This is a genomic window from Bacillus sp. ISL-51, assembly GCF_018613535.1.
In the GTDB taxonomy this organism is placed as follows: Bacteria; Bacillota; Bacilli; order Bacillales; family Bacillaceae; genus Bacillus.
The window spans coordinates 128,926-151,431 of sequence record NZ_JAGGQB010000005.1 but is presented as its reverse complement, the minus strand read 5'-3'; the positions used below and the strand labels follow the sequence as shown (position 1 = coordinate 151,431).

Annotated in this window: 20 protein-coding genes; 19 read left to right on the top strand and 1 reads right to left on the bottom strand. The window is 47.3% G+C overall.

The window, feature by feature from the left end; genetic code table 11:
- The first annotated feature begins 68 nt into the window (after positions 1–68).
- The 4 genes from cobA to amyS all read left to right on the top strand — a co-directional run bounded on the left by cobA (position 69) and on the right by amyS (position 3,900).
- A complete protein-coding gene (gene cobA, locus J7E26_RS05535) occupies positions 69–842 on the top strand; it encodes a uroporphyrinogen-III C-methyltransferase (RefSeq protein ID WP_214799422.1) in 774 nt (257 codons plus the stop codon).
- Positions 843–1,628: a sirohydrochlorin chelatase gene (locus tag J7E26_RS05530; protein ID WP_214799420.1), complete on the top strand. Its 786-nt coding sequence runs from the start codon at positions 843–845 to the stop codon at positions 1,626–1,628.
- Entirely contained in the window at positions 1,609–2,097 is a 489-nt protein-coding gene (locus tag J7E26_RS05525; RefSeq protein WP_214799418.1) for a precorrin-2 dehydrogenase/sirohydrochlorin ferrochelatase family protein, read from the top strand. Before J7E26_RS05530 ends, J7E26_RS05525 begins: the two co-directional genes overlap by 20 nt.
- 252 nt (positions 2,098–2,349) lie before the next feature.
- Entirely contained in the window at positions 2,350–3,900 is a 1,551-nt protein-coding gene (gene amyS / locus J7E26_RS05520; RefSeq protein ID WP_214799416.1) for an alpha-amylase, read from the top strand.
- A 98-nt stretch (positions 3,901–3,998) separates the two neighbouring features.
- On the opposite strand, the gene J7E26_RS05515 is transcribed toward amyS, so the two are convergent.
- Entirely contained in the window at positions 3,999–5,705 is a 1,707-nt protein-coding gene (locus J7E26_RS05515) for an Rqc2 family fibronectin-binding protein (protein WP_214799414.1), read from the bottom strand.
- Between the two features lie 118 nt (positions 5,706–5,823).
- Here J7E26_RS05515 and J7E26_RS05510 point away from each other — a divergent pair, with 118 nt between their 5' ends.
- The 15 genes from J7E26_RS05510 (at position 5,824) to rpe (ending at position 22,500) form a co-directional block, all read left to right on the top strand.
- Positions 5,824–8,496: a calcium-translocating P-type ATPase, SERCA-type gene (locus J7E26_RS05510; protein WP_214799412.1), complete on the top strand. Its 2,673-nt coding sequence runs from the start codon at positions 5,824–5,826 to the stop codon at positions 8,494–8,496.
- 82 nt (positions 8,497–8,578) lie between these two features.
- Complete coding sequence (locus tag J7E26_RS05505) at positions 8,579–9,454, top strand: YicC/YloC family endoribonuclease (RefSeq protein WP_214799409.1); 876 nt, start codon at positions 8,579–8,581, stop codon at positions 9,452–9,454.
- Positions 9,455–9,530: 76 nt separating this feature from the next.
- Positions 9,531–9,800, top strand: coding sequence for an extracellular matrix/biofilm regulator RemA (gene remA / locus J7E26_RS05500; protein ID WP_003154355.1), 270 nt, complete (start codon positions 9,531–9,533; stop codon positions 9,798–9,800).
- A gap of 7 nt (positions 9,801–9,807) precedes the next feature.
- Positions 9,808–10,422, top strand: a complete 615-nt coding sequence (gmk, locus tag J7E26_RS05495) for a guanylate kinase (protein WP_214799407.1) — start codon at positions 9,808–9,810, stop codon at positions 10,420–10,422.
- 3 nt (positions 10,423–10,425) lie between these two features.
- A complete protein-coding gene (gene rpoZ, locus J7E26_RS05490; RefSeq protein ID WP_061520469.1) occupies positions 10,426–10,629 on the top strand; it encodes a DNA-directed RNA polymerase subunit omega in 204 nt (67 codons plus the stop codon).
- A gap of 90 nt (positions 10,630–10,719) precedes the next feature.
- Positions 10,720–11,940: a bifunctional phosphopantothenoylcysteine decarboxylase/phosphopantothenate--cysteine ligase CoaBC gene (gene coaBC, locus J7E26_RS05485; RefSeq protein ID WP_214799404.1), complete on the top strand. Its 1,221-nt coding sequence runs from the start codon at positions 10,720–10,722 to the stop codon at positions 11,938–11,940.
- On the top strand, positions 11,937–14,348 hold the full coding sequence (gene priA, locus J7E26_RS05480) for a primosomal protein N' (protein ID WP_214799403.1): 2,412 nt from the start codon (positions 11,937–11,939) through the stop codon (positions 14,346–14,348). Before coaBC ends, priA begins: the two co-directional genes overlap by 4 nt.
- Before the next feature lie 23 nt (positions 14,349–14,371).
- The gene (gene def / locus J7E26_RS05475) at positions 14,372–14,854 is read left to right on the top strand and encodes a peptide deformylase (RefSeq protein ID WP_214799401.1); all 483 of its coding nucleotides are present in this window, start codon (positions 14,372–14,374) and stop codon (positions 14,852–14,854) included.
- A 4-nt stretch (positions 14,855–14,858) separates the two neighbouring features.
- Positions 14,859–15,812: a methionyl-tRNA formyltransferase gene (gene fmt, locus J7E26_RS05470; protein ID WP_214799399.1), complete on the top strand. Its 954-nt coding sequence runs from the start codon at positions 14,859–14,861 to the stop codon at positions 15,810–15,812.
- Positions 15,799–17,142: a 16S rRNA (cytosine(967)-C(5))-methyltransferase RsmB gene (gene rsmB / locus J7E26_RS05465; RefSeq protein ID WP_214799398.1), complete on the top strand. Its 1,344-nt coding sequence runs from the start codon at positions 15,799–15,801 to the stop codon at positions 17,140–17,142. Before fmt ends, rsmB begins: the two co-directional genes overlap by 14 nt.
- A 2-nt stretch (positions 17,143–17,144) precedes the next feature.
- Entirely contained in the window at positions 17,145–18,236 is a 1,092-nt protein-coding gene (gene rlmN / locus J7E26_RS05460) for a dual-specificity RNA methyltransferase RlmN (RefSeq protein ID WP_214799396.1), read from the top strand.
- Between the two features lie 5 nt (positions 18,237–18,241).
- Positions 18,242–19,003, top strand: a complete 762-nt coding sequence (locus tag J7E26_RS05455; protein ID WP_214799394.1) for a Stp1/IreP family PP2C-type Ser/Thr phosphatase — start codon at positions 18,242–18,244, stop codon at positions 19,001–19,003.
- A complete protein-coding gene (pknB, locus tag J7E26_RS05450; protein ID WP_214799392.1) occupies positions 18,997–20,940 on the top strand; it encodes a Stk1 family PASTA domain-containing Ser/Thr kinase in 1,944 nt (647 codons plus the stop codon). Before J7E26_RS05455 ends, pknB begins: the two co-directional genes overlap by 7 nt.
- A gap of 14 nt (positions 20,941–20,954) precedes the next feature.
- Complete coding sequence (gene rsgA / locus J7E26_RS05445; protein WP_214799390.1) at positions 20,955–21,845, top strand: ribosome small subunit-dependent GTPase A; 891 nt, start codon at positions 20,955–20,957, stop codon at positions 21,843–21,845.
- A gap of 1 nt (position 21,846) precedes the next feature.
- Positions 21,847–22,500, top strand: a complete 654-nt coding sequence (rpe, locus tag J7E26_RS05440; RefSeq protein ID WP_214799388.1) for a ribulose-phosphate 3-epimerase — start codon at positions 21,847–21,849, stop codon at positions 22,498–22,500.
- Positions 22,501–22,506: the final 6 nt, after the last annotated feature.

Below are 22,506 nucleotides of genomic sequence, written 5' to 3'. Positions count from 1 at the left end.
GATAAAATAGCTGGTGTGCGGCCTCGCGGCTGTTCTGGAAGACTTCAAAACGGATCGGGGAGAATACCATGGGGAAAGTATTTATCGTTGGGGCCGGTCCGGGAGATCCGGACTTATTAACGGTAAAGGCAATGAAGGCCATTCAGCAAGCTGACGTTATTTTATATGACAGATTAGTAAACAAAGAGATTTTACAATACGCCAAAGAAGAAGCGGACTTGATTTACTGCGGTAAGCTCCCTGATTTCCATATTATGAAACAGGAAACCATTAACCGTTTTCTTGTGAAATACGCGAAAAAGGGAAAAACCGTCGTAAGGCTCAAAGGAGGCGACCCGTTCGTGTTCGGCCGCGGCGGAGAAGAAGCAGAAACTCTCGCGCAAAACGCCATTCCGTTTGAGATCGTACCGGGTATTACATCGGGCATCGCGGCGGCCGCTTACGCCGGCATTCCCGTCACGCACAGGGATGCGGGCTCAAATGTCGCGTTCGTTACCGGGCATTATAAACAAGAAGACGATTTTGAAGAAAAATGGAAGGCGCTGGCGACCGGCATTGATACGCTTGTCATCTACATGGGTATCAAAAATATCCGGCATATTGAAAAAATGCTGCTGGAAAACGGCAGAGACGGCGAAACGCCTGCTGCCTTTATTCACTGGGGCACGACTGACAAGCAAAAGTCAGTTTTCTGCACAGTGGCCACACTTTCGGAAACGGTGATAAAAGAAGAGATCAAAAATCCGAGCTTAATTGTCATCGGTGATGTCGTCAATTATCACTGTAAGCTGGACTGGTTTGAATCTGAACTGAAAAAACATGATTTGAGCGAGGCGTTGTAAATGAAGCAGGCGATATTATACGTCGGACACGGGAGCCGGCTGAAAAAAGCTCAGACAGAATCGGCAGCGTTTTTAGAAGGATGCAAGATGCACACAAAAGCCCCTATTCAAGAAATCTGTTTTTTAGAGCTGCAGAAACCGTCTATTGAAACGGGATTTGAAGCATGTGTCAATCAAGGCGCCACTCACATTGCGGTGGTGCCTCTCTTGCTGTTGACTGCCGCTCACGCAAAACAGGACATTCCGATTGAGATCGCTCACGCAGCAGCCCGCCATCCTGATGTACAGGTGACGTACGGCGTTCCGATCGGGGTGGATGATGAGGTCGTAAAAGCGGTTTACCATCGTCTCTTAGAAACAGGCGGAGCGATTGAACAGGCGAAAGTTGTGCTGATCGGAAGAGGAAGTACAGATCCCGCTGTCAAAAAGGATATCAGCGAGGTTGCCGGAAGGCTCAGCCGGGTCGCGCCCGTTAAAGAAGTAATTCCTTGTTTTTTAACTGCCTGTAAACCGCACTACAAAGAAGTGTTTGCCAGGCTTGCGGAGGATGATGGCGCTCCTGTTTTTATCGTGCCTTATCTGCTGTTTACCGGGCTTTTAATGACAGAGATCGAGCGGGAGGTTCAAAAGCTTCAAACCGTGAATCAAAACGTTTATCTTGCTTCATATCTGGGCTTTCACCAGCATATCAAGCAGGCGTTTTTGAACCGTGTGGCAGAAGCCGCTGAAAATCCTGACGGTCAGTTTGATTTCAAGGGGGAATTATATGCTGCCCCTTCACATTAACCTCAGCGGAAAGAAAGTGGTCATTGCAGGCGGAGGCAATGTTGCTTTTAGGCGGTTGAAAACAGTGCTTCCGGAACGAGCGGAGATTACTGTGATCAGTCCTGAAGCCCTCCCTGAAATTAAACAATTGGCGGAGGAGGGCCGCATCCGCTGGATTGCCCGCAAAATTGAAATGGAGGATCTTACGCCTGCCTTTTTCATCATCGCAGCAACAAATGACCGGACAGTGAATTTGCAGATTGCCGCAAACGCTTCTGATTCCCAGCTGGTCAACTGTGTAAGCGAGGCTGAAAACGGCAGCGTCTATATGCCGAAGATCATCCGCAAAGGGCATATTCAAGTGTCAATTTCAACAAGCGGCGCAAGCCCAAAACACACCAAACAGATTGCAGAAAAAATAGACCCGCTGATCGGCGGCGAATTGGTTGAAGAAGTGAGCCGCTTGTTTGAGAAAAGAAGAGGAACATAAATACTGCCGAAAACTGTGGTAACTGACTCTTATTCCCGCAGAAAAACACCTTTAGCCTGAATTTTGTACTGCATACCTAAATTCAGCTAAGGTGTTTTTTATTTTGTCGGGGGTACTCCCCAACAGCGGAGCTCCATATCTAAATTTCACAATTGCTTTTTGGGCATGTGAAAATATAGGAAAATAGATATTTGTAAGAAATTTCTATTGTTGTAAAATGATAATGGGTTTAAACTGAAAGGGGAGAGGAACATGTTTCAGAAACAAAAACGGGCAGTATCGTGCGGTCTCGTGCTTTTGTTAACGATGCTATTTGTCAACCTGCCAGTCTCTAAAACATCGGCCGCAAACATAAATGGCACGCTGATGCAGTATTTTGAATGGTATCTGCCTAATGACGGACAACATTGGAAACGTTTACAAGAGGGTGCGGGACATTTATCTGATATTGGAATAACTGCCGTATGGATTCCGCCTGCATATAAAGGAACGAGCCAAGCCGATAATGGGTACGGTCCGTATGATTTGTACGATTTAGGGGAATTTCAGCAAAAAGGGACGATACGTACGAAATACGGCACAAAGTCTGAGCTTCAGGCAGCGATCGGCTCTCTGCATTCCGAAAACATCCAGGTATATGGTGATGTCGTTCTGAATCATAAGGCAGGTGCAGATGCAACAGAAAATGTAACAGCCGTTGAAGTAAACCCAAGCGACAGAAATCAGGAAACATCCGGAGAGTACCAAATAAAAGCATGGACAGGTTTTCATTTCCCGGGACGCGGCAGCACGTACAGTGATTTTAAATGGCATTGGTATCATTTCGACGGAGTAGACTGGGACGAATCCAGAAAGCTGAACCGCATCTATAAGTTTCGAGGGGATGGGAAGGCGTGGGATTGGGAAGTATCAAGTGAAAACGGCAACTACGATTATTTGATGTATGCAGATGTTGATTACGACCATCCCGATGTTGCGGCAGAAACGAAAAGATGGGGAACATGGTATGCAAACGAACTTCAATTAGACGGGTTTCGCCTGGATGCCGTAAAACACATTAAATTTTCATTTTTGAGTGATTGGGTAAAGGCAGTCAGGCAGTCAACCGGAAAGGGAATGTTTACAGTTGCGGAGTATTGGCAGAATAACCTGGGCGAGCTCGAAAACTATTTGAATAAAACAGGCTTTAATCAATCCGTTTTCGATGTTCCGCTTCACTATCATTTACAGGCAGCATCCTCACAAGGGGGCAGCTATGATATGAGACGTTTGCTGGACGGGACAGTCGTTTCTAAGCATCCGATGAAGGCGGTTACATTTGTTGACAACCACGATACACAGCCGGGCCAATCATTAGAGTCGACTGTGCAAACATGGTTTAAGCCGCTCGCTTATGCTTTCATTTTAACAAGGGAGTCCGGTTACCCGCAGGTTTTCTATGGAGATTTGTATGGAACAAAAGGCTCTTCGTCAAAGGAAATTCCTTCGCTAAAACATAAAATAGAGCCGATTTTGAAAGCGCGTAAACAATATGCATACGGGACCCAGCACGATTATTTTGATCATCAGGACATTATCGGATGGACGAGAGAAGGCGATCAATCAGTCGCTCAATCAGGTTTGGCTGCTTTAATCACAGACGGCCCCGGCGGATCAAAGCGGATGTATGCCGGCCGGCAAAATGCCGGTGAAACATGGTATGACATCACGGGGAACCGGTCAGATTCCGTAATGATTCAACCTGATGGCTGGGGAGAGTTTCATGTGAACGGCGGCTCGGTATCCATCTATGTTCAAAAGTAAGGGAGAGAGAGGCTGATGCAGCCTCTCTTGTTTATTTCTGGGTTCAGCTTCTTGAAAAAACCACCTCCAAACCAACTGGAGGTGGTTTTATGTTCTTTTTATTTTTTCAGCCGTATGACGAGGTCGGCATCAGGTGTGACAAATACGGTATGCTGGCTGTCATAGGTCACAAAGCCTGGTTTTGCGCCATTAGGTTTCTTAACGTGTCTGATTTTTGTATAGTCAACAGGCACTGATCCGGAATCCTTCGCTTTTGAAAAATAAGCGGCAATTGCTGCTGCTTCCAGAATGGATTGTTCATCAGGTTCGCTGCTTTTAATTACGACGTGTGAGCCCGGAATGTCTTTCGTATGAAACCACATATCATCCCTTGCAGCAGCCTTTGTCGTTAAATACTCATTTTGTTTATTATTTTTGCCGACCAGAATGCTCAGACCGCTGGAAGATTCATATTGCTCCAAAACAGGCGCGAGCTGTTTGTTCCTTTTCTGTCCTTTTTGCTGCTTCGGGCGTAAGTATTTGCCTTCGACAAGCTCCTCTCTTATTTCATGAATATCCTTTGTTGAAGCGGAAGAGAGCTGCTGGATCAGCTGATCGAAATAGGCGATTTCTTCCTCGGCCAAACGGATTTGCTCTTTGACGACCGCAACGGAATTTTTCGCTTTTTGATACTTAGTAAAATATATCTGCGCGTTTTCTGAAGGTGTTTTGTTCGGATTTAAAGGAATGGTGATCACCGGGCTTTCCTCATCGTAATAATTGATGGCCTTCGCTTCCTTATCTCCTTTTTTCAGCATATACAAATTCGCCGTCAGCAGCTCGCCGTATAACTGGAATTCCTTCGCGTTCTCGGAATAGTCGAGCGTTTTCTCAAGCTTTTTGATTTTATTGGCGTTCTTTTTCCGTTCGTTCACGACAAATCGTTCGAGATCCTGAGCCTGCTGTTTGACGCGGTCGCGTTCCGCTTTTCCGAAATAAAACCGGTCCAGCAGTCCGCTCAATGACTGAAAGCCGCGCTCCTCTCCGTTTACGTGCGTGAGCGCAAGTAAATAGAAATATTCCTTCCCGCCTGCTGATGTAATATTAGGCGTTAACTTGCCTTCCTTCACCGCTTGAAACATCTCTAACAATGTCTTCGGAAGCGTGATTTTGTTCGCCAGTCCCGCTCTGTAGACCGCTTCTTTTGCAAAAAGCGGAGAAACACCGGAGAAATGCTTGACGATCTGCTGGTCAAGCCGTCCTTCCTGAAAACTGAGATAACGTAAAATGTCCTCTTCATCCGCAGTCAGCGGCGATATTTTTTCCTGAGCGGGAGGAAGTTTGTAATCATAGCCGGGCAGCACGGTCCGGTAGCTGTTCATTGACGGTGATAAATGCTTTAAGCCGTCTATGATTGATCCTTCTTCGTCAGTCAAAATCAAGTTGCTGTGCCGCCCCATAATTTCGACGTAAAGCGTTCTCGCGGTTTCATCGCCGATCTCATTTCTGCTTTTAATATGAAACATCATAATCCGGTCTAATCCGGCCTGTTCGATTTTCTCAATAAATCCGCCTTCTATATGCTTTCGGAGCAGCATACAAAACATTGGCGGCTCGCTCGGGTTTTCATAGGCCTGATCGGTCAAATGCACCCGTGAGTAGCTGGGATGTGCTGATAATAATAATTTATGGTTTTTTCCGTTTGCGCGAATATAGAAGATCACGTCATGCTTAAAAGGCTGATGGACTCTTGTGATCCGGCCTCCGGCAATCTTGCTGTTCAGTTCGTGTGTCATTCCGTATGTAAACATGCCATCAAAAGACATATGAAACACCCTTTCCTTCTTCCTGCATTCGATAATTATAGCATGAAAAGGGACGAGTCAGAATAAGCTTGTTTGTAGAGTGACATCTCTAAAGTGAGCAGGGGAGTGGACGAGGGAAATGAAGTTTCATGAAATGGGACAAACCGATTTGCTGCAAGCAACAAATACGTCCATTAAACAGGGATTGACCGAAAAAGAAGTGAAAAAACGCCTTGAAAAGCACGGACCGAATGAACTTCAAGAGGGGAAGCGGACCTCAGCGATAGTATTGTTTTTCGCACAGTTTAAAGACTTCATGGTGCTTGTGCTGCTGGCGGCAACTTTAATTTCAGGATTTTTGGGCGAATATGTAGATGCAATTGCCATTATGGCGATCGTATTTGTCAATGGTGTCCTCGGCTTTTTCCAAGAGCGGCGTGCGGAAAAGTCTTTGAAAGCATTAAAAGAGCTGTCGACGCCATATGTGTCAGCGCTTCGTGATGGGAACTGGACGAAAATTCAGTCCAAGGAACTCGTACCCGGAGATATTGTGAAATTTACAAGCGGCGATCGGATTGGCGCAGACGTGCGAATCGTTGAAGCGAAGAGCCTTGAAATCGAAGAATCGGCGCTCACCGGAGAATCACTTCCGGTTGTGAAACAGGCTGATAAGCTGAGGGAGCCGGATGTCTCCTTAGGCGATATCACCAATATGGGGTTTATGGGTACGATCGTCACGCGCGGCAGCGGCGTCGGTGTCGTTGTCGGCACAGGAATGAATACGGCGATGGGAAAAATCGCCGATATGCTGGATTCAGCGGGCAATATCTCAACGCCGCTGCAAAGAAGGCTGGAAGAACTGGGCAAAATTTTAATTGTTGTCGCGCTGCTATTAACGGTATTGGTCGTAGCTGTCGGCGTTATACAGGGACATGAGCTCTACAGCATGTTTTTGGCGGGAGTGTCATTGGCGGTAGCCGCGATTCCGGAGGGCCTCCCTGCCATCGTTACGGTTGCTTTATCACTCGGCGTACAGCGCATGATCAAACAAAAATCAATCGTAAGAAAGCTTCCGGCGGTTGAAACGCTGGGCTGCGCATCAATTATTTGTTCTGATAAAACCGGCACACTGACGCAAAACAAAATGACGGTCACCCACATGTGGTCGGGCGGAAAAACATTTAAAGTGTCAGGCATCGGCTATGAGCCGGCCGGGGTTTTCACACGAGATGATCAAGAAATCAAACCGAAAGATGATAGGCCGCTTGAGCAAATGCTGCTCTTCGGCGCATTATGCAATACGTCCGAAATTGAACTGAAAGACGGGCACTATGTATTAGACGGTGATCCGACGGAAGGGGCGCTATTGACGGCGGCGAGGAAAGGCGGTTTTACAAATGACTGGCTCCAGTCGCAATACCGCGTGATTACTGAGTTTCCGTTTGACTCCGTCCGTAAAATGATGACTGTTATTGTAGAGGGGAAGGATAAGAAGCAGTTCGTCATTACAAAGGGTGCTCCTGACGTGTTAATTGAGCGTTCATCACATATGATGTATGACGGCAGAACCGCCCCATATTCTGGAGAAAAGAAAGCCGAAACAGAAGCGGTGCTCAAACAATTGGCGTCTCAAGCGCTCAGAACGATTGCCATTGCATACAAACCGCTTAAGTCCGGGGAGAAGCCGACGATGGAGCAGGCGGAAAAAAACCTCACGATGCTCGGGCTTTCCGGTATGATTGATCCGCCTCGTCCCGAGGTCAGGCAAGCCATTAAAGAATGCCGGGAAGCAGGCATTAAAACCGTTATGATTACGGGTGACCATGTGGAAACGGCAAAAGCTATCGCAAAAGAATTGCGCCTTCTTCCGAAAAAAGGCCGTGTGATGGACGGGAAAATGCTTAACGAGCTTACGTCAAAAGAGCTTGCTGAGGCTGTGGATGATGTCTATGTATTTGCCCGCGTATCGCCGGAGCATAAATTAAAAATCGTCAAAGCGTTTCAAGAGAACGGACACGTCGTCGCAATGACAGGAGACGGAGTCAATGACGCGCCGGCCATTAAGCAGGCCGATATCGGTGTCGCTATGGGCGTTACCGGTACGGATGTGGCGAAAGAAGCGTCCTCTCTTATTCTCGTAGACGATAATTTTGCAACCATTAAATCAGCCATTAAAGAAGGAAGAAATATCTATGAAAATATAAGAAAATTCGTCCGTTATTTGCTCGCATCAAACGTCGGTGAAATTCTCGTTATGCTGTTTGCGATGCTTCTCGCCTTGCCTCTGCCGCTGGTTCCGATTCAAATATTGTGGGTAAACTTGGTCACAGACGGCCTTCCTGCCATGGCGCTCGGCATGGATCAGGCCGAGAATGACGTAATGAGGCGGAAGCCGCGGCATCCGAAAGAAGGGGTGTTCGCCAGGAAACTCGGCTGGAAAGTGCTATCGAGAGGATTTTTAATCGGCGCCGCAACCATTTTAGCTTTCATCGTCGTCTATCACCGCAATCCTGAAAATCTGCCGTACGCCCAAACAGTCGCATTTGCAACCCTTGTACTGGCTCAGCTCATTCACGTGTTTGATTGCCGGAGCGAAACGTCTGTTTTCTCCCGTAATCCATTTGAGAATCTTTATTTAATCGGCGCCATCCTGTCGTCTGTTTTCTTGATGACCATTGTGATCTACTATCCGCCCCTGCAGCCGATTTTCAAAACCGTACCGATTACGCCTGGTGATTGGATGCTCGTTATCGGCATGTCATCCATCCCGACTTTTTTACTGGCGGGTCAACTTTTGACAAGAAAAAAATAAATCCATATGATATAATCTTAGGGGTAATAGCATGTCTATTGCCCTTTTATTTTGATAACGGGAAAGAAATTGGGTGTTTCATATGATACGGAGTATGACAGGCTTCGGCAGCGCAAGCAGCACAAAAGACAATCTCTCAGCAACCGTTGAATTGAAATCCGTGAACTACCGGTTCAAAGAAGTCAATGCACGTCTGCCAAGGCCTTTGCTATATGTAGAAGATAAGCTGAAACAAATGATTTTACAGCATATACAGCGCGGAAGAGTGGAGCTATTTCTGACTGTAAACAGTGACGCGCTTATAAAAAGAAGCCTGGCGATTGATTGGGAGCTGCTTGATGAATATGTGAGCGCAGCACGCGACATGAAAAAGCGCTACAGCCTGGCTGCGGAGCCCGATGCAATGGATTTTTTCAAGTTTGAGCATGTCGCGCAGATCCGTGAGGAACAGATGCGCGATGATAAGCTTGAAGAGGTGATCAGAGAAGCGGCTGAGCTGGCGGTGAAGGAACTTTGTGACATGAGGGCGAAGGAAGGCCGGCTTTTGGCAGAGGACTGCCTTTTGCATATTGAACGTCTCGAGGCTCTGTCCGGACAAGTGAAAGACCGCGCTTCGGCCGTTGTGGATCATTACCGCGAGCGGCTGTACGCCCGAATGAAGGAATGGACGGAGGACGCGCTTGACGAAAGCAGGCTGATCACGGAATGCGCGATTTTTGCCGACCGATCTGACATTACAGAAGAGATTACCAGGCTGAAGAGCCATTTTGTTCAATTTCGTGATATATTGGAAGAAGGCGGGGCTGTGGGCCGCAAACTCGATTTTCTCGTCCAGGAGCTGAATCGCGAAGCCAACACAATCGGCTCAAAAGCAAATGATCATCAAATCACAAAGCTTGTCGTCGAAATGAAAAGTTCTATTGAAAAATTAAAGGAACAAGTGCAAAATATAGAATAGCGACTGTGCGTATTGTTTACAGACGGTCTCTCTAGGTTACACTAGAGACGTCTATTTTACAGGGGGAACGTAGAAGATGACGATTAAACTGATTAATATCGGATTTGGCAATATCATCTCCGCCAATCGGATGATTTCGATTGTCAGCCCGGAGTCTGCGCCAATAAAGCGAATGATTCAGGATGCAAGAGACCGCGGAATGCTAATAGACGCTACATACGGACGAAGAACCCGTGCAGTTGTCGTCATGGATAGTGATCACATTATCTTATCTGCCGTCCAGCCTGAGACAGTTGCACACAGACTTTCTGTGAAAGAAGAAATTATGGATGAAGGGCAGGGATAATTGCCGCATGAAAGAAAGAGGGTTATTAATCGTTCTCTCAGGTCCCTCAGGAGTTGGTAAAGGAACGGTTCGGCAAGCAATATTTTCACAAGAGGATACGAAATTCGAATACTCGATCTCAGTCACGACGAGAAGCCCGAGAGCGGGCGAGACGGACGGAGTCGATTATTTCTTCAAAACAAGAGATGAATTCGAACACATGATTGAAAACAACAAACTGCTCGAATGGGCAGAATATGTCGGCAATTATTACGGAACGCCCGTCGATTATGTCGAAAAGACGCTTCAAGAAGGAAAAGACGTCTTCTTAGAGATTGAAGTGCAGGGCGCACTCCAAGTGCGAAATGCATTTCCGGAAGGCCTGTTTATCTTCTTAGCGCCGCCGAGCCTTTCTGAGCTGAAGAACAGGATCGTGACGAGAGGTACAGAAACCGATGATTTAATTGAAAACAGAATGAAGGCGGCCAAAGCGGAAATCGAAATGATGGACGCGTATGATTACGTCGTAGAAAACGACAATATTCAAACGGCTTGCGACAAGATCAATGCGATCGTTCTCGCTGAGCATTTAAAGCGCGAACGCGTTGCTCCGAGATATAAGAAAATGCTGGAGGTAGAATAACTTATGTTAGATCCGTCAATTGACTCTTTAATGAATAAATTAGATTCAAAATATACGCTGGTGACTGTTTCTGCAAGACGTGCGCGTGAAATGCAAATCAAAAAAGACCAGCAGATTGAACATACCATTTCACACAAATATGTAGGCAAAGCTTTAGAAGAAATTGATGCGGGCCTGCTTTCGTTTGAAAAAGAAGACAGCGAATAAAAAGCACACGTAGCAACCTATCTCTAAATAGGTTGTTATTTTTTTCCGCTGGGAATTTGTCCAATGCTTTCATAAGGGGGAGAAGACTTCATGATTAACCGAAACATTTTACTATGTGTAAGCGGAGGCATTGCCGTTTATAAAGCCTGCGCACTGACAAGCAAGCTGGTTCAGGCCGGTGCGAACGTAAAAGTGATTATGACTGAGTCCGCGCGTGAGTTTGTTTCTCCGCTGACATTTCAGGCATTAAGCCGGAATGAAGTATATACAGATACATTTAAAGAACAGAATCCGAAAGTCATTTCCCATATCGATGCGGCTGACTGGGCGGATTTAATCATTGTGGCGCCTGCTACGGCAAATATCATCGGCAAGCTTGCCAACGGGCTGGCTGATGATATGCTCACAACAACGCTGTTAGCGGCGGAGGCCCCTGTCTGGGTGGCTCCTGCTATGAATGTCCATATGTATGATCATCCGGCGGTGAAACGGAATATCTCCGTTCTTTATCAGGACGGCGTTCGTTTTATCGAGCCGAGCGAAGGCTATTTGGCATGCGGGTATGTCGGCAAAGGAAGATTAGAAGAGCCGGAGCATATTGTCGAGCGTGTCAAAGAGCATTTTTCAAAGGCGGAGGAAGGTGCGCCGCTGCGGGGAAAACATGTCGTCATTACGGCTGGACCGACACGCGAAGCCGTTGATCCTGTCCGCTTTTTTACAAATAAGTCAACAGGAAAAATGGGGTACGCCGCTGCGGAGGCTGCCGTCCGACTCGGTGCGCGCGTGACATTGATTTCCGGGCCGGTGGCGATAGAACCGCCCGAGGGGCTGTATCAATTTCTGCCCGTTCAGTCCGCAGCTGATATGAGAGAAGCGGTGCTTTCTGAGTTCGATTCGTGTGACATGGTGATAAAAACGGCGGCCGTGGCTGATTTCACGCCGGCATCGGTTTCAGATCAAAAAATGAAAAAGAAGGACGGCTCGCTCACGATGGAATTCAATCGTACTGCTGACATTTTGAAAGAGCTTGGCGAACGGAAAACCCATCAGCTTTTAGTCGGATTCGCGGCTGAAACGCAAGACGTCGAACGCTACGCGCGCAACAAACTGGAAAAGAAAAACCTTGATATGATTGTCGCTAATGATGTTAAAGCAGAAGGGGCCGGGTTCGGCACAGACACTAACCTCGTCACTTTCTATTTCCGGGACGGCAGAAAGCGGGAGCTTGCGGTTATGTCGAAGCTTGACGTTTCCTTTGAACTGCTGAAGGAAATGACCGCGTTGAAAGAAGAGGGCCAAAAGCGAGTATGAATGTAGCAGAAGTCATTGTGGATGTCAGCTCAAAAAACATTGACAGGCCCTTTGATTACAAAATCCCGGATCATTTAAAAGGCATGATTGAAGTCGGCATGCGGGTGATTGTCCCGTTCGGCCCGCGCAAGCTTCAAGGATTTGTGACCGGTTTGAAAGATGCGTCAGAGCTTAACGGCAAGTCAGTAAAGGAAGTTGAGCAGCTTCTTGATTTGACGCCAGTGTTGACTGAAGAACTGATGCGGCTGTCTTTATGGCTCTCAGACAAAACGCTGTCCTTTAAAATCACAGCGCTTCAGGCGATGCTGCCCGCTGCGCTGAAGGCAAAGTATGAAAAAGAACTGAAGGTCATTGACGAAGAGGCATTGACGCCGGAAATCAAGCAGCTCTTCCGGGATCAGAAGAGCCTTCTGTACTCCGATATTTCCGATCAGAACATCCTTTCGTCACTTCAAAAATTCGTACGCCGAGGCAGCATTGATGTCACTTATAAAGTGGCACAAAAAACGAATAAAAAAATGATCCGCATGATTGAGGCGGACGCAGACAAAGGAGAACTCATCCGGCAGGCAGACGCTTTAACGAAACAGGCTTCCAAACAGCTGGCCGTGCTTCACTATTTTATTGCCGGGGGAGCAAAGATTTCTGCAGCCGACCTTTGCAAAAAAACAGATGCCAGCTCAGCGACTTTAAAGACGCTGCTCAAAAAAGGGCTTCTGAAGGAAAGCTTTGAAGAGGTTTACCGCGACCCTTATCAGGACAGAATGTTCAAAAAAACAGAGCCGCTGCCGCTGACAGACGAGCAGCATGCTGCTTTTGAGCCGATTAAACAAGCGGTAGCAGATAATGTCCATCATGTGTTTTTGCTTCACGGGGTGACCGGAAGCGGAAAAACGGAAATCTATTTGCAGTCTATTGAAAAGGTGCTTGCCAAAGGAAAGGAAGCAATCGTGCTCGTTCCGGAAATCTCTTTAACGCCGCAAATGGTCAACCGTTTTAAAGGCCGATTCGGCTCACAGGTTGCGGTCATGCACAGCGGTTTATCCACTGGTGAAAAATATGATGAATGGCGGAAAATTCAGCGCAAGGAAGTCAGGCTTGTCGTCGGAGCAAGATCGGCGATTTTTGCCCCGTTTGAAAACCTTGGCATGATTATCATTGATGAAGAGCAGGAGTCTTCCTATAAACAGGAGGAAATGCCTCGATATCATGCAAAAGACGTAGCGATTAAACGGGCAGAGCATCACAGCTGCCCGGTCGTTCTCGGCAGCGCTACGCCGACTCTAGAGTCCTTTGCGCGGGCGAAAAAAGGCGTTTATGAATTGCTGCCATTAAAACACCGTGTAAATCGCCAGCTTATGCCGGAGGTTTCTCTCATCGATATGAGGGAAGAGCTGAGAAACGGCAACAGGTCGATGTTTTCGACAGAGCTGATGGAACAGCTGGAAGAGAAACTGGCGAAAAAAGAGCAGGCTGTGCTCTTTTTAAACAAGCGGGGATATTCATCCTTTGTGATGTGCCGTGATTGCGGTTATGTGCCTCAATGCCCGCATTGCGATATTTCAATGACCTATCACCGCTACGGACAAAGGCTCAAATGCCACTACTGCGGACATGAGGAGCCCGTGCCGGGCACGTGCCCTGAATGCAGCAGCGAGCATATCCGTTTTTTCGGCACGGGAACGCAGCGTGTGGAAGAGGAACTCACCAAAGTGCTGCCGCAAGCGCGGGTGATCAGGATGGATGTAGATACGACCTCCAGAAAAGGGGCTCATGAGAAGCTGTTATCGGCTTTCGGCGAAGGAAAGGCAGATATCCTTCTCGGTACGCAAATGATCGCAAAAGGCCTTGATTTTCCGAACGTGACCCTTGTCGGGGTGTTAAGCGCGGATACAACGCTGCATATCCCTGACTTCCGGGCGGCGGAGAAAACGTTCCAGCTGCTGACGCAAGTAAGCGGACGGGCGGGCCGTCATGAGAAGCCGGGATCGGTGATCATCCAAACGTATACGCCGTCGCATTACAGCATCCAGCTGACGAAAACACATGACTATGAATCTTTTTTTCAGCAGGAAATGGCGCACCGGCGGGCTCAGTCCTATCCGCCTTATTATTATGTGGCGCTTGTGACCGTTTCTCATGAAGAAGCAGCCAAAGCCGCGATAACCGCAGAAAAGATTACAAACTTTTTAAAATCAGGATGCGGACCGGATACAAAAATTCTCGGGCCGGCCGCTTCCCCGATCGCCAGGATCAAAGATAGATATCGCTACCAATGCGTGATAAAATACAGACAGGAAACCGAGTTGCAGGTTCAGCTTAAGAAAATACTGGACCATTATAAACGCGACATAGCGCAAAAGCATGTGATGATTTCCATTGATATGAATCCGTACATGCTGATGTAACATTTGTTTTGGAGGAATAAATTTTGGCTGTGAAAAAAATCGTCACACACCCGGCGGAAGTTCTGGAAACACCGGCTGAAGATGTGACAGTATTTGATAAAAAATTAAAAAAACTGCTTGACGATATGTACGATACAATGCTTGAAATGGACGGCGTCGGCCTTGCAGCTCCGCAAATCGGCGTCCTCAAAAGAGCAGCCGTTGTGGACATCGGTGAAGAAAGCGGCAGGATCGACCTTGTAAACCCCGTCATTCTTGAGAAGAGCGGAGAACAAACAGGCGTGGAGGGCTGCTTAAGCTTCCCTGGTGTATACGGCGATGTCACACGTTCTGACTACGTGAAAGTAAAAGCTTTTGACCGCAAGGGAAAGCCGTTCATTTTTGAAGCGAAAGGCTTTTTGGCAAGAGCCGTGCAGCATGAAATGGATCATTTGGACGGCGTTTTATTTACATCAAAGATATTGACCTACTATACAGAAGAAGAACTGGCAGAAATGGAAGGATGATTGGATGACAAGGATCGTTTTTATGGGAACGCCCGATTTTTCAGTTCCCGTGCTGCGGACGCTTATAGAAGACGGGTACGAGGTCGTGGGTGTTGTCACCCAGCCTGACCGCCCGAAAGGAAGAAAAAAGGTAATGACGCCTCCTCCTGTAAAGGCTGAAGCCGAACGCCGCGGCATTCCGGTGCTTCAGCCTGAAAAAGTAAGGCTCGAAGAAGAGATAGAAAAAGTGCTCAGCCTGCGCCCCGACTTAATTGTCACGGCCGCATTCGGGCAAATATTGCCTAAACAGCTGCTGGACGGCCCTAAATACGGCTGTATCAATGTGCATGCGTCACTTTTGCCTGAACTAAGAGGCGGAGCGCCGATTCATTATTCCATTCTGCAAGGAAAGAAAAAAACCGGCGTGACCATTATGTATATGGTTGAAAAGCTTGACGCAGGCGATATGATTTCAAAAATCGAAGTGGAAATCGATGAGAAAGATAATGTCGGCACGCTTCATGACAAATTGAGCGCAGCCGGAGCGAAGCTTTTATCAGAAACCGTTCCGAACGTCATTTCCGGAAATATTAAGCCGATTAAGCAGGACGAGTCTAAAGCGACTTACGCGCCCAACATTAAGCGTGACGAGGAGCGGATTGATTGGACGAAAACGGGCGAAGAAATTTACAACCAAATAAGAGGCTTAAACCCTTGGCCGGTCGCTTATACTACGCTGAACGGGCAAAATGTTAAAGTGTGGGCGTCCGAAAAAGTCGATGCCGATTCAAAAGCAGCGCCCGGCACCGTCATTCGCACGGACCAAAACGGCTTTGTCGTCGCTTCGGGCAACAGCACCGCTATTTTAATCACAGAACTTCAGCCGGCCGGAAAAAAACGAATGAAGGGCGAGGACTTTGCAAGAGGCAAAAAAGTGCAGGCCGGTGACGTGTTAGGAGCAGCAAATGAAGAAAAATAATGTCCGGGAGCTTGCCCTCGAGGCGCTGGAAAAGCTGGATCAAAACCAGGCATACAGCAACCTGCTCCTTACCTCAGTCATAAAAACAAATGAGCTCAGTGACCAGGACAGAGGACTGCTGACAGAGCTTGTTTACGGAACACTCCAAAATAAATTCGCTTTAGACTATATACTGAAGCCTTTCATTAACAAGCCGAACAAGGTAAAGCCGTGGGTGATTCAGCTTCTGCGCCTGTCTGTTTACCAAATGGAGTACCTGGAAAAAATACCGGATCGCGCGGCTATCCATGAAGCGGTTGAAATTGCCAAAAAGCGCGGGCATAAAGGCATTGCATCATTTGTCAACGGTATTCTCCGCTCCCTTCAGCGGGAAGGGGCTCCGTCATTTGCCGATATAGAAGACCCGGTTCTCCGTCTTTCAACGGAGACAAGCCATCCTGAATGGCTCGTTAAGGAGTGGGCGAAAGCGTACGGCTTTGAAGCGGCTGCGAACATTTGCAGCATTCATCTTGTTCCTCCGAAGCAGACTCTCCGTGTCAATCAAATAAAAGCCGACAGGGATACAGTGCTGAAAGAAATGATGGATGAAGGAATCGAAGCTGAAGACGGAGACCTCTCTCCTGACGCGATTAAGCTTTTAAAAGGCAGCATTGCGAAAACGAAATTTTTCCAAAGAGGGCAAGTATCCATTCAGGATGAAAGCTCCATGCTTGTCGCGAGGGCGCTTGATCCGAAGCCGGGCGAAACCGTGCTTGACGCTTGCGCCGCACCCGGAGGAAAATCTGCTCACATCGCCGAGCTGATGAAGAATGAGGGCAGCCTTATTTCCTTGGATCTTCACCGCCACAAGGTCAAGCTGATAAAAGAAGGTGCAGAGAGGCTCGGTCTGGATATCATTGACGCTAAAACGATGGATGCAAGAAAAGCGGGAGACGCTTTTCTTGCTGAACAATTTGACCGGGTTCTCGTTGACGCCCCGTGCTCAGGCTTTGGGGTAATCAGAAGAAAACCGGATATGAAATATACAAAAACACCGGAGGACAGCACACGGCTGTCGCACATTCAGCTCGGCATTTTAAGGGAAATCGCGCCATTAGTAAAAAAAGGTGGCACTCTCGTATACAGTACGTGTACAATGGACCGGACAGAAAATGAAGAAGTTATGCATGCGTTTATACAAGAACACCCTGAATTTGAACCCGATTTGTCTCTTGAAAAGCGGCTGCCTGAAAAGGCGAGACCCTTTGTTCAGGATGGAAGCCTTCAAATCCTTCCACACTATTTCGGAACAGACGGCTTCTTTATTAGCAGCATGAGAAAGAAGGGATAAAAATGACAGAACTAAAAAAGACAAAAGTACGAAAAGAGCTGCGGACTGAACAGCCGTCCATTTACTCTTTTGAATTAGATGAAATTAAACAATGGCTCACTGAGCAAGGCGAAAAGCCGTTCCGCGCGGCCCAGATTTTTGAATGGCTGTATGAAAAACGGGTGTCTTCCTTTGATGAGATGACAAACCTTTCAAAAAGCCTGCGTGACAAGCTGAAGAGCCATTTTGTGCTGACAACGCTGAAAACGGCGATTAAGCAGACTTCTCAAGACGGCACAATGAAATTTTTATTCGAGCTTCATGACGGTTATACGATCGAAACCGTATTAATGAGACACGAGTATGGCAATTCTGTATGTGTAACAACACAGGTCGGCTGCCGTATCGGCTGTACATTTTGCGCGTCGACGCTTGGCGGGCTGAAACGAAACCTTGAAGCAGGCGAAATCGTCGCCCAGGTCTTAAAAGTGCAAAAAGCGCTTGATGAGACGGATGAACGCGTCAGCTCCGTTGTAATAATGGGAATCGGCGAGCCATTTGACAATTTCAATGAAATGCTTGCTTTCTTAAAAATCATTAACCATGACAAAGGCTTAAATATCGGCGCGCGTCATATCACGGTTTCTACGAGCGGAATCATTCCGAAGATTTACGAATTCGCCGATCAAAAAATGCAGATCAATTTCGCGATTTCTCTGCACGCGCCGAATACGGAAATCAGAAGCCGGCTCATGCCGATTAACAAAGCTTACAAGCTTCCTGATCTTATGGAAGCCGTCAAATATTATATTGAGAAAACAGGCAGACGGATCAGCTTTGAATACGGTTTGTTCGGAGGCGTGAATGACCAGGTCGAACACGCTGAAGAGCTTGCAGAGCTGTTAAAAGACGTAAAATGCCATGTAAACTTAATTCCGGTTAACTATGTGCCTGAACGGGATTACGTCCGCACACCGAGAGACCAGATTTTTGCATTCGAAAAAACGTTAAAATCCCGCGGTGTAAATGTCACGATCAGAAGAGAGCAAGGCCATGACATTGACGCGGCCTGCGGTCAGCTTCGCGCGAAGGAGCGTCAAGACGAGACGAGGTGAAGAGGTTGATTACAGCCTTAAAAACAGATACAGGTAAAATCCGCCAGCATAACGAAGATGATGCGGGTATTTTCAGAAAAGAAGATTTAGTATTGGCGGTTGTCGCCGACGGCATGGGCGGCCATCTTGCCGGAGATGTAGCGAGCAAGATGGCTGTGGCGGCCATGGAGGAGCAATGGAACCAGGCAGAAACGGTTCCTTCCCTGCCGTCTGAATGCGAGGTGTGGCTGAAAGAACGGATTCAGCAGGCCAATACCCGGATATATGATCATGCCAAAGCGCATGAAGAATGCCGGGGAATGGGAACGACCATCGTGTGTGTGTTATTTACGGGGAAGTTTGTCACTGTTGCGCATATTGGAGACAGCAGATGCTATCTGCTTCAAGAGGATGATTTCATTCAGCTTACTGAAGACCATTCCCTTGTCAATGAACTTGTCCGCACGGGGGAAATTTCTAAACAAGACGCCGAGCATCATCCGCGAAAAAATGTTCTGACACGGGCACTGGGAACAGATGAAAACATCAGTGCTGATGCCCGTTCATTTGAGCTTTCTGACGGAGATCAGCTTCTCTTATGCTCTGACGGACTGACGAATAAAATTGAAGATGATGAATTAAAACAAATGCTTCAAGCCGAATCTCCGCCTCAAGAAAAAGTTGACCTGCTCATCGACAAAGCGAATCAAAACGGCGGCGAGGATAATATTACCGCAGTTTTGCTTGAGCTTGCTTTACATGCAAAAGAGGGTGAAGACAAGTGCTAACCGGCAAGCGGATCAGCGGGCGTTATCATATTCTCCGGCCGATAGGCGGCGGCGGAATGGCAAACGTTTATTTAGCTGAGGACATCATTCTTGAACGTGAAGTCGCAATCAAAATTCTGCGGTTTGACTTTGTGAATGACAATGATTTTATCAGGCGTTTCAGAAGAGAAGCGCAGTCGGCATCAAGCCTTGATCATCCGAATATCGTCAGCATTTACGATATCGGGGAAGAAGGCGATATTTATTATATTGTCATGGAATACGTGGAAGGCATGACGCTGAAGGAATACATAACAACACACGGGCCGCTGCATCCGAAGGAAGCGCTGTCGATTATGGAGCAGATCGTTTCAGCCATCGCCCATGCCCATCAAAATCATATCGTGCACCGGGATATTAAACCGCACAACATTTTAATCGATCATATGGGGCATATAAAGGTGACCGATTTCGGCATTGCCACCGCCCTCAGCTCGACCACGATCACCCATACAAATTCTGTCTTGGGATCTGTCCATTACCTGTCTCCCGAGCAGGCAAGAGGCGGATTGGCAACTAAGAAATCCGATATTTACGCGCTTGGCATCGTGCTTTTTGAGCTGCTGACGGGCAAAATTCCTTTTGACGGGGAATCGGCCGTCAGCATTGCGTTAAAGCATCTTCAAGCAGAAACACCTTCGGCCAAAAAGTGGAATCCTTCCATCCCCCAAAGCGTCGAAAACATTATTTTAAAGGCGACCGCCAAAGATCCGTTTCACCGCTATGAAAGCGCGGAAGACATGGAAGAAGACATCAGAACTGCTTTCGATGCCGACAGGCTGAATGAAGAAAGATTTTCTGTGCAAGATGACGAGGAAATGACAAAAGCGATACCCGTTATTACGGACGGTTCGGGCGTCACGCCGCCAGAACCGCAAAAGCAGGCTGAAGATGATGATGAAAAACCTGTGAAAAAGAAAAAGCGGAAATGGCCGTGGATTCTTTTAGCCGTCTGCTTCGTTCTCATAACTGCCTCTGTCCTTGCCGTCACCGTGTTCCCGTCTCTGTTTATGCCAAAAGACGTCAGCGTTCCTGACGTAAAAGGAATGGAGTACGAAAAGGCCGAAGCGCTTCTTGAAAAGATCGGGCTGCAGGCGGATTCTGATGTAACGGACATCGAGGATGAAAAAGTACAAGAGGGCTTAATGGTCAAAACTGACCCTAAAGCGGGTTCGACCGTAAAAGAAGGTTCTTCTGTAAAATTGTACAAAAGTATAGGGAAGGCGAAAACAGAGCTGATTGACGTAAAAGGCCGTTCAATTGACAAAGCGAAAGAAGCATTAAAGGAAAAAGGCTTCAAGCATGTGAATGTAAGAGAAGTGAATGATGCCAGTGATGCGGGAACCGTTATTGATCAAGACCCGTCAGCGGGCACCGAGATGGTCGCGGGTGATGACGAAGTGAACTTGACGGTCAGTATCGGTCCGGCGGACATTACGCTCAGAGATTTAAAAACATACAGTAAAGAGGCGGCTTCAGGGTATCTTGAGGATAACGGTCTGAACCTGGTTGAAAAAGAATCCCATTCAGATGACGTGCCGGAAGGGCAAGTGATCAAACAGGAGCCGTCAGCAGGGGCGGCGGTGAAACCGGGAAGCGATGTCAAAGTTACATTTTCGCTCGGGCCTGAGGAAAAGCCGGCCAAGACGGTAAAAGAAAAAATCAGCATTCCTTACGAACCGGATCAGGAAGGGGACGAGCTTGAGGTCCAAATCGCAATCGATGATAAAGACCACAGCATTTCTGATACGTATGAGACGTTTAAAATAAAAGAGCCGACGGAAAAAACGATCAAGCTGAAGATTGAACAGGGACAAAAAGGGTATTATCAAGTGATGGTAAACCATAAAGTCGTCAGCTACAAAACGATTGAATACCCGAAGGATGATAAAGATTGACAAGGAGGGACCGTATGCCGGAGGGCAAAATTATTAAAGCATTAAGCGGATTTTATTACGTATTGGATAAATCTGAAGACAGCATCATTCAATGCAGAGGAAGAGGCATCTTCAGAAAAAATAAAATAACGCCTCTTGTCGGCGATTACGTTGTGTATCAGGCTGAAAACGACAAAGAAGGCTATCTGTTAGAAATCAAAAAAAGAACGAACGAGCTGATCAGGCCGCCGATTTCTAACGTCGATCAGGCAGTTCTCGTCTTCTCAGCCGTCCAGCCGGCGTTCAGCACGTCTTTATTGGACCGTTTTCTCGTTCTCGTTGAAGCCAATGGCATTAACCCGATCATCTGCATTACCAAAATGGATTTAGCCGAAGACCAGGAAACGAAAGAAGCCATTCTTTCTTATGTGAAAGACTATCAAAAGATCGGGTATGACGTATATGTTACGTCTTCAAAAGAAAACAGCGGCTTAACCGCCATCGCTAAACACTTCCCGAATAAGACGACGGTATTTGCCGGACAGTCCGGTGTCGGAAAATCATCGCTGTTAAATGCGATCAGCCCGGAGCTTGAGCTGAAAACAAACGAAATCTCCGCTCATTTGGGCCGCGGGAAGCATACGACACGCCACGTGGAGCTCATTCATACGTCCGGCGGTTTAGTGGCGGACACACCGGGGTTCAGTTCGCTGGAATTTACAGACGTAGGAGAGGAAGAGTTAGGAAGCACGTTTCCTGATATCAGAGAAAACAGCGCTGCGTGCAAATTCAGGGGCTGTCTGCATCTGAAGGAGCCGAAATGCGCCGTGAAGCAAGCGGTAGAAGAAGGAGAAATCCAGCCGTACCGCTATGAGCATTACAAAGAATTCATGCAGGAAATAAAAGACAGAAAGCCGAGGTATTAATATGATGAAGGTTGCGCCATCAATTCTTTCCGCCGATTTTGCTTCATTAGGCGAGGAAATTAAAGACGTGGAAAAGGGAGGGGCGGACTATATCCATATTGATGTCATGGATGGCCATTTTGTCCCTAACATTACAATCGGGCCGCTTATCGTTGAAGCGGTCCGTCCGGTGACAGATCTGCCGCTTGATGTGCATCTGATGATTGAAAATCCCGACCGCTACATTCCTTCATTTGCGAAAGCGGGAGCGGATATATTGTCTGTCCACGTTGAAGCGTGCCCGCATCTTCACCGGACCGTTCAATTGATCAAAGAGCAGGGAGTGAAGGCGGGAGTCGTGCTCAATCCGCACACGCCTGTCCAAATGATCGAGCATATCATCGACGAGCTTGATCTCGTGCTTTTAATGACGGTTAATCCCGGTTTCGGAGGGCAGACTTTCCTTCATTCAGTCCTTCCGAAAATTCGTGAAGTCAAACAGCTCGCCGAGGAAAGAGGTTTAACTGAGCTTTTAATTGAGGTGGACGGAGGCGTCAATAAAGAAACAGCGCCTTTATGTGCTGAAGCGGGCGCCAATCTGCTTGTTGCCGGTTCTGCCGTTTATAATCAAGCGGACCGAAAAAAAGCCATTTCTGATATCCGAAGCGGCAAATAAGCTGAA

Excerpts from the sequence above, each read along its gene's own strand:
- cobA (WP_214799422.1), top strand. The coding sequence starts at position 69 with ATGGGGAAAGTATTTATCGTTGGGGCCGGTCCGGGAGATCCGGACTTA.
- J7E26_RS05530 (WP_214799420.1), top strand. The coding sequence starts at position 843 with ATGAAGCAGGCGATATTATACGTCGGACACGGGAGCCGGCTGAAAAAA.
- J7E26_RS05525 (WP_214799418.1), top strand. The coding sequence starts at position 1,609 with ATGCTGCCCCTTCACATTAACCTCAGCGGAAAGAAAGTGGTCATTGCA.
- amyS (WP_214799416.1), top strand. The coding sequence starts at position 2,350 with ATGTTTCAGAAACAAAAACGGGCAGTATCGTGCGGTCTCGTGCTTTTG.
- J7E26_RS05515 (WP_214799414.1), bottom strand. The coding sequence starts at position 5,705 with ATGTCTTTTGATGGCATGTTTACATACGGAATGACACACGAACTGAAC.
- J7E26_RS05510 (WP_214799412.1), top strand. The coding sequence starts at position 5,824 with ATGAAGTTTCATGAAATGGGACAAACCGATTTGCTGCAAGCAACAAAT.
- J7E26_RS05505 (WP_214799409.1), top strand. The coding sequence starts at position 8,579 with ATGATACGGAGTATGACAGGCTTCGGCAGCGCAAGCAGCACAAAAGAC.
- remA (WP_003154355.1), top strand. The coding sequence starts at position 9,531 with ATGACGATTAAACTGATTAATATCGGATTTGGCAATATCATCTCCGCC.
- gmk (WP_214799407.1), top strand. The coding sequence starts at position 9,808 with ATGAAAGAAAGAGGGTTATTAATCGTTCTCTCAGGTCCCTCAGGAGTT.
- rpoZ (WP_061520469.1), top strand. The coding sequence starts at position 10,426 with ATGTTAGATCCGTCAATTGACTCTTTAATGAATAAATTAGATTCAAAA.
- coaBC (WP_214799404.1), top strand. The coding sequence starts at position 10,720 with ATGATTAACCGAAACATTTTACTATGTGTAAGCGGAGGCATTGCCGTT.
- priA (WP_214799403.1), top strand. The coding sequence starts at position 11,937 with ATGAATGTAGCAGAAGTCATTGTGGATGTCAGCTCAAAAAACATTGAC.
- fmt (WP_214799399.1), top strand. The coding sequence starts at position 14,859 with ATGACAAGGATCGTTTTTATGGGAACGCCCGATTTTTCAGTTCCCGTG.
- rsmB (WP_214799398.1), top strand. The coding sequence starts at position 15,799 with ATGAAGAAAAATAATGTCCGGGAGCTTGCCCTCGAGGCGCTGGAAAAG.
- rlmN (WP_214799396.1), top strand. The coding sequence starts at position 17,145 with ATGACAGAACTAAAAAAGACAAAAGTACGAAAAGAGCTGCGGACTGAA.
- rsgA (WP_214799390.1), top strand. The coding sequence starts at position 20,955 with ATGCCGGAGGGCAAAATTATTAAAGCATTAAGCGGATTTTATTACGTA.
- rpe (WP_214799388.1), top strand. The coding sequence starts at position 21,847 with ATGATGAAGGTTGCGCCATCAATTCTTTCCGCCGATTTTGCTTCATTA.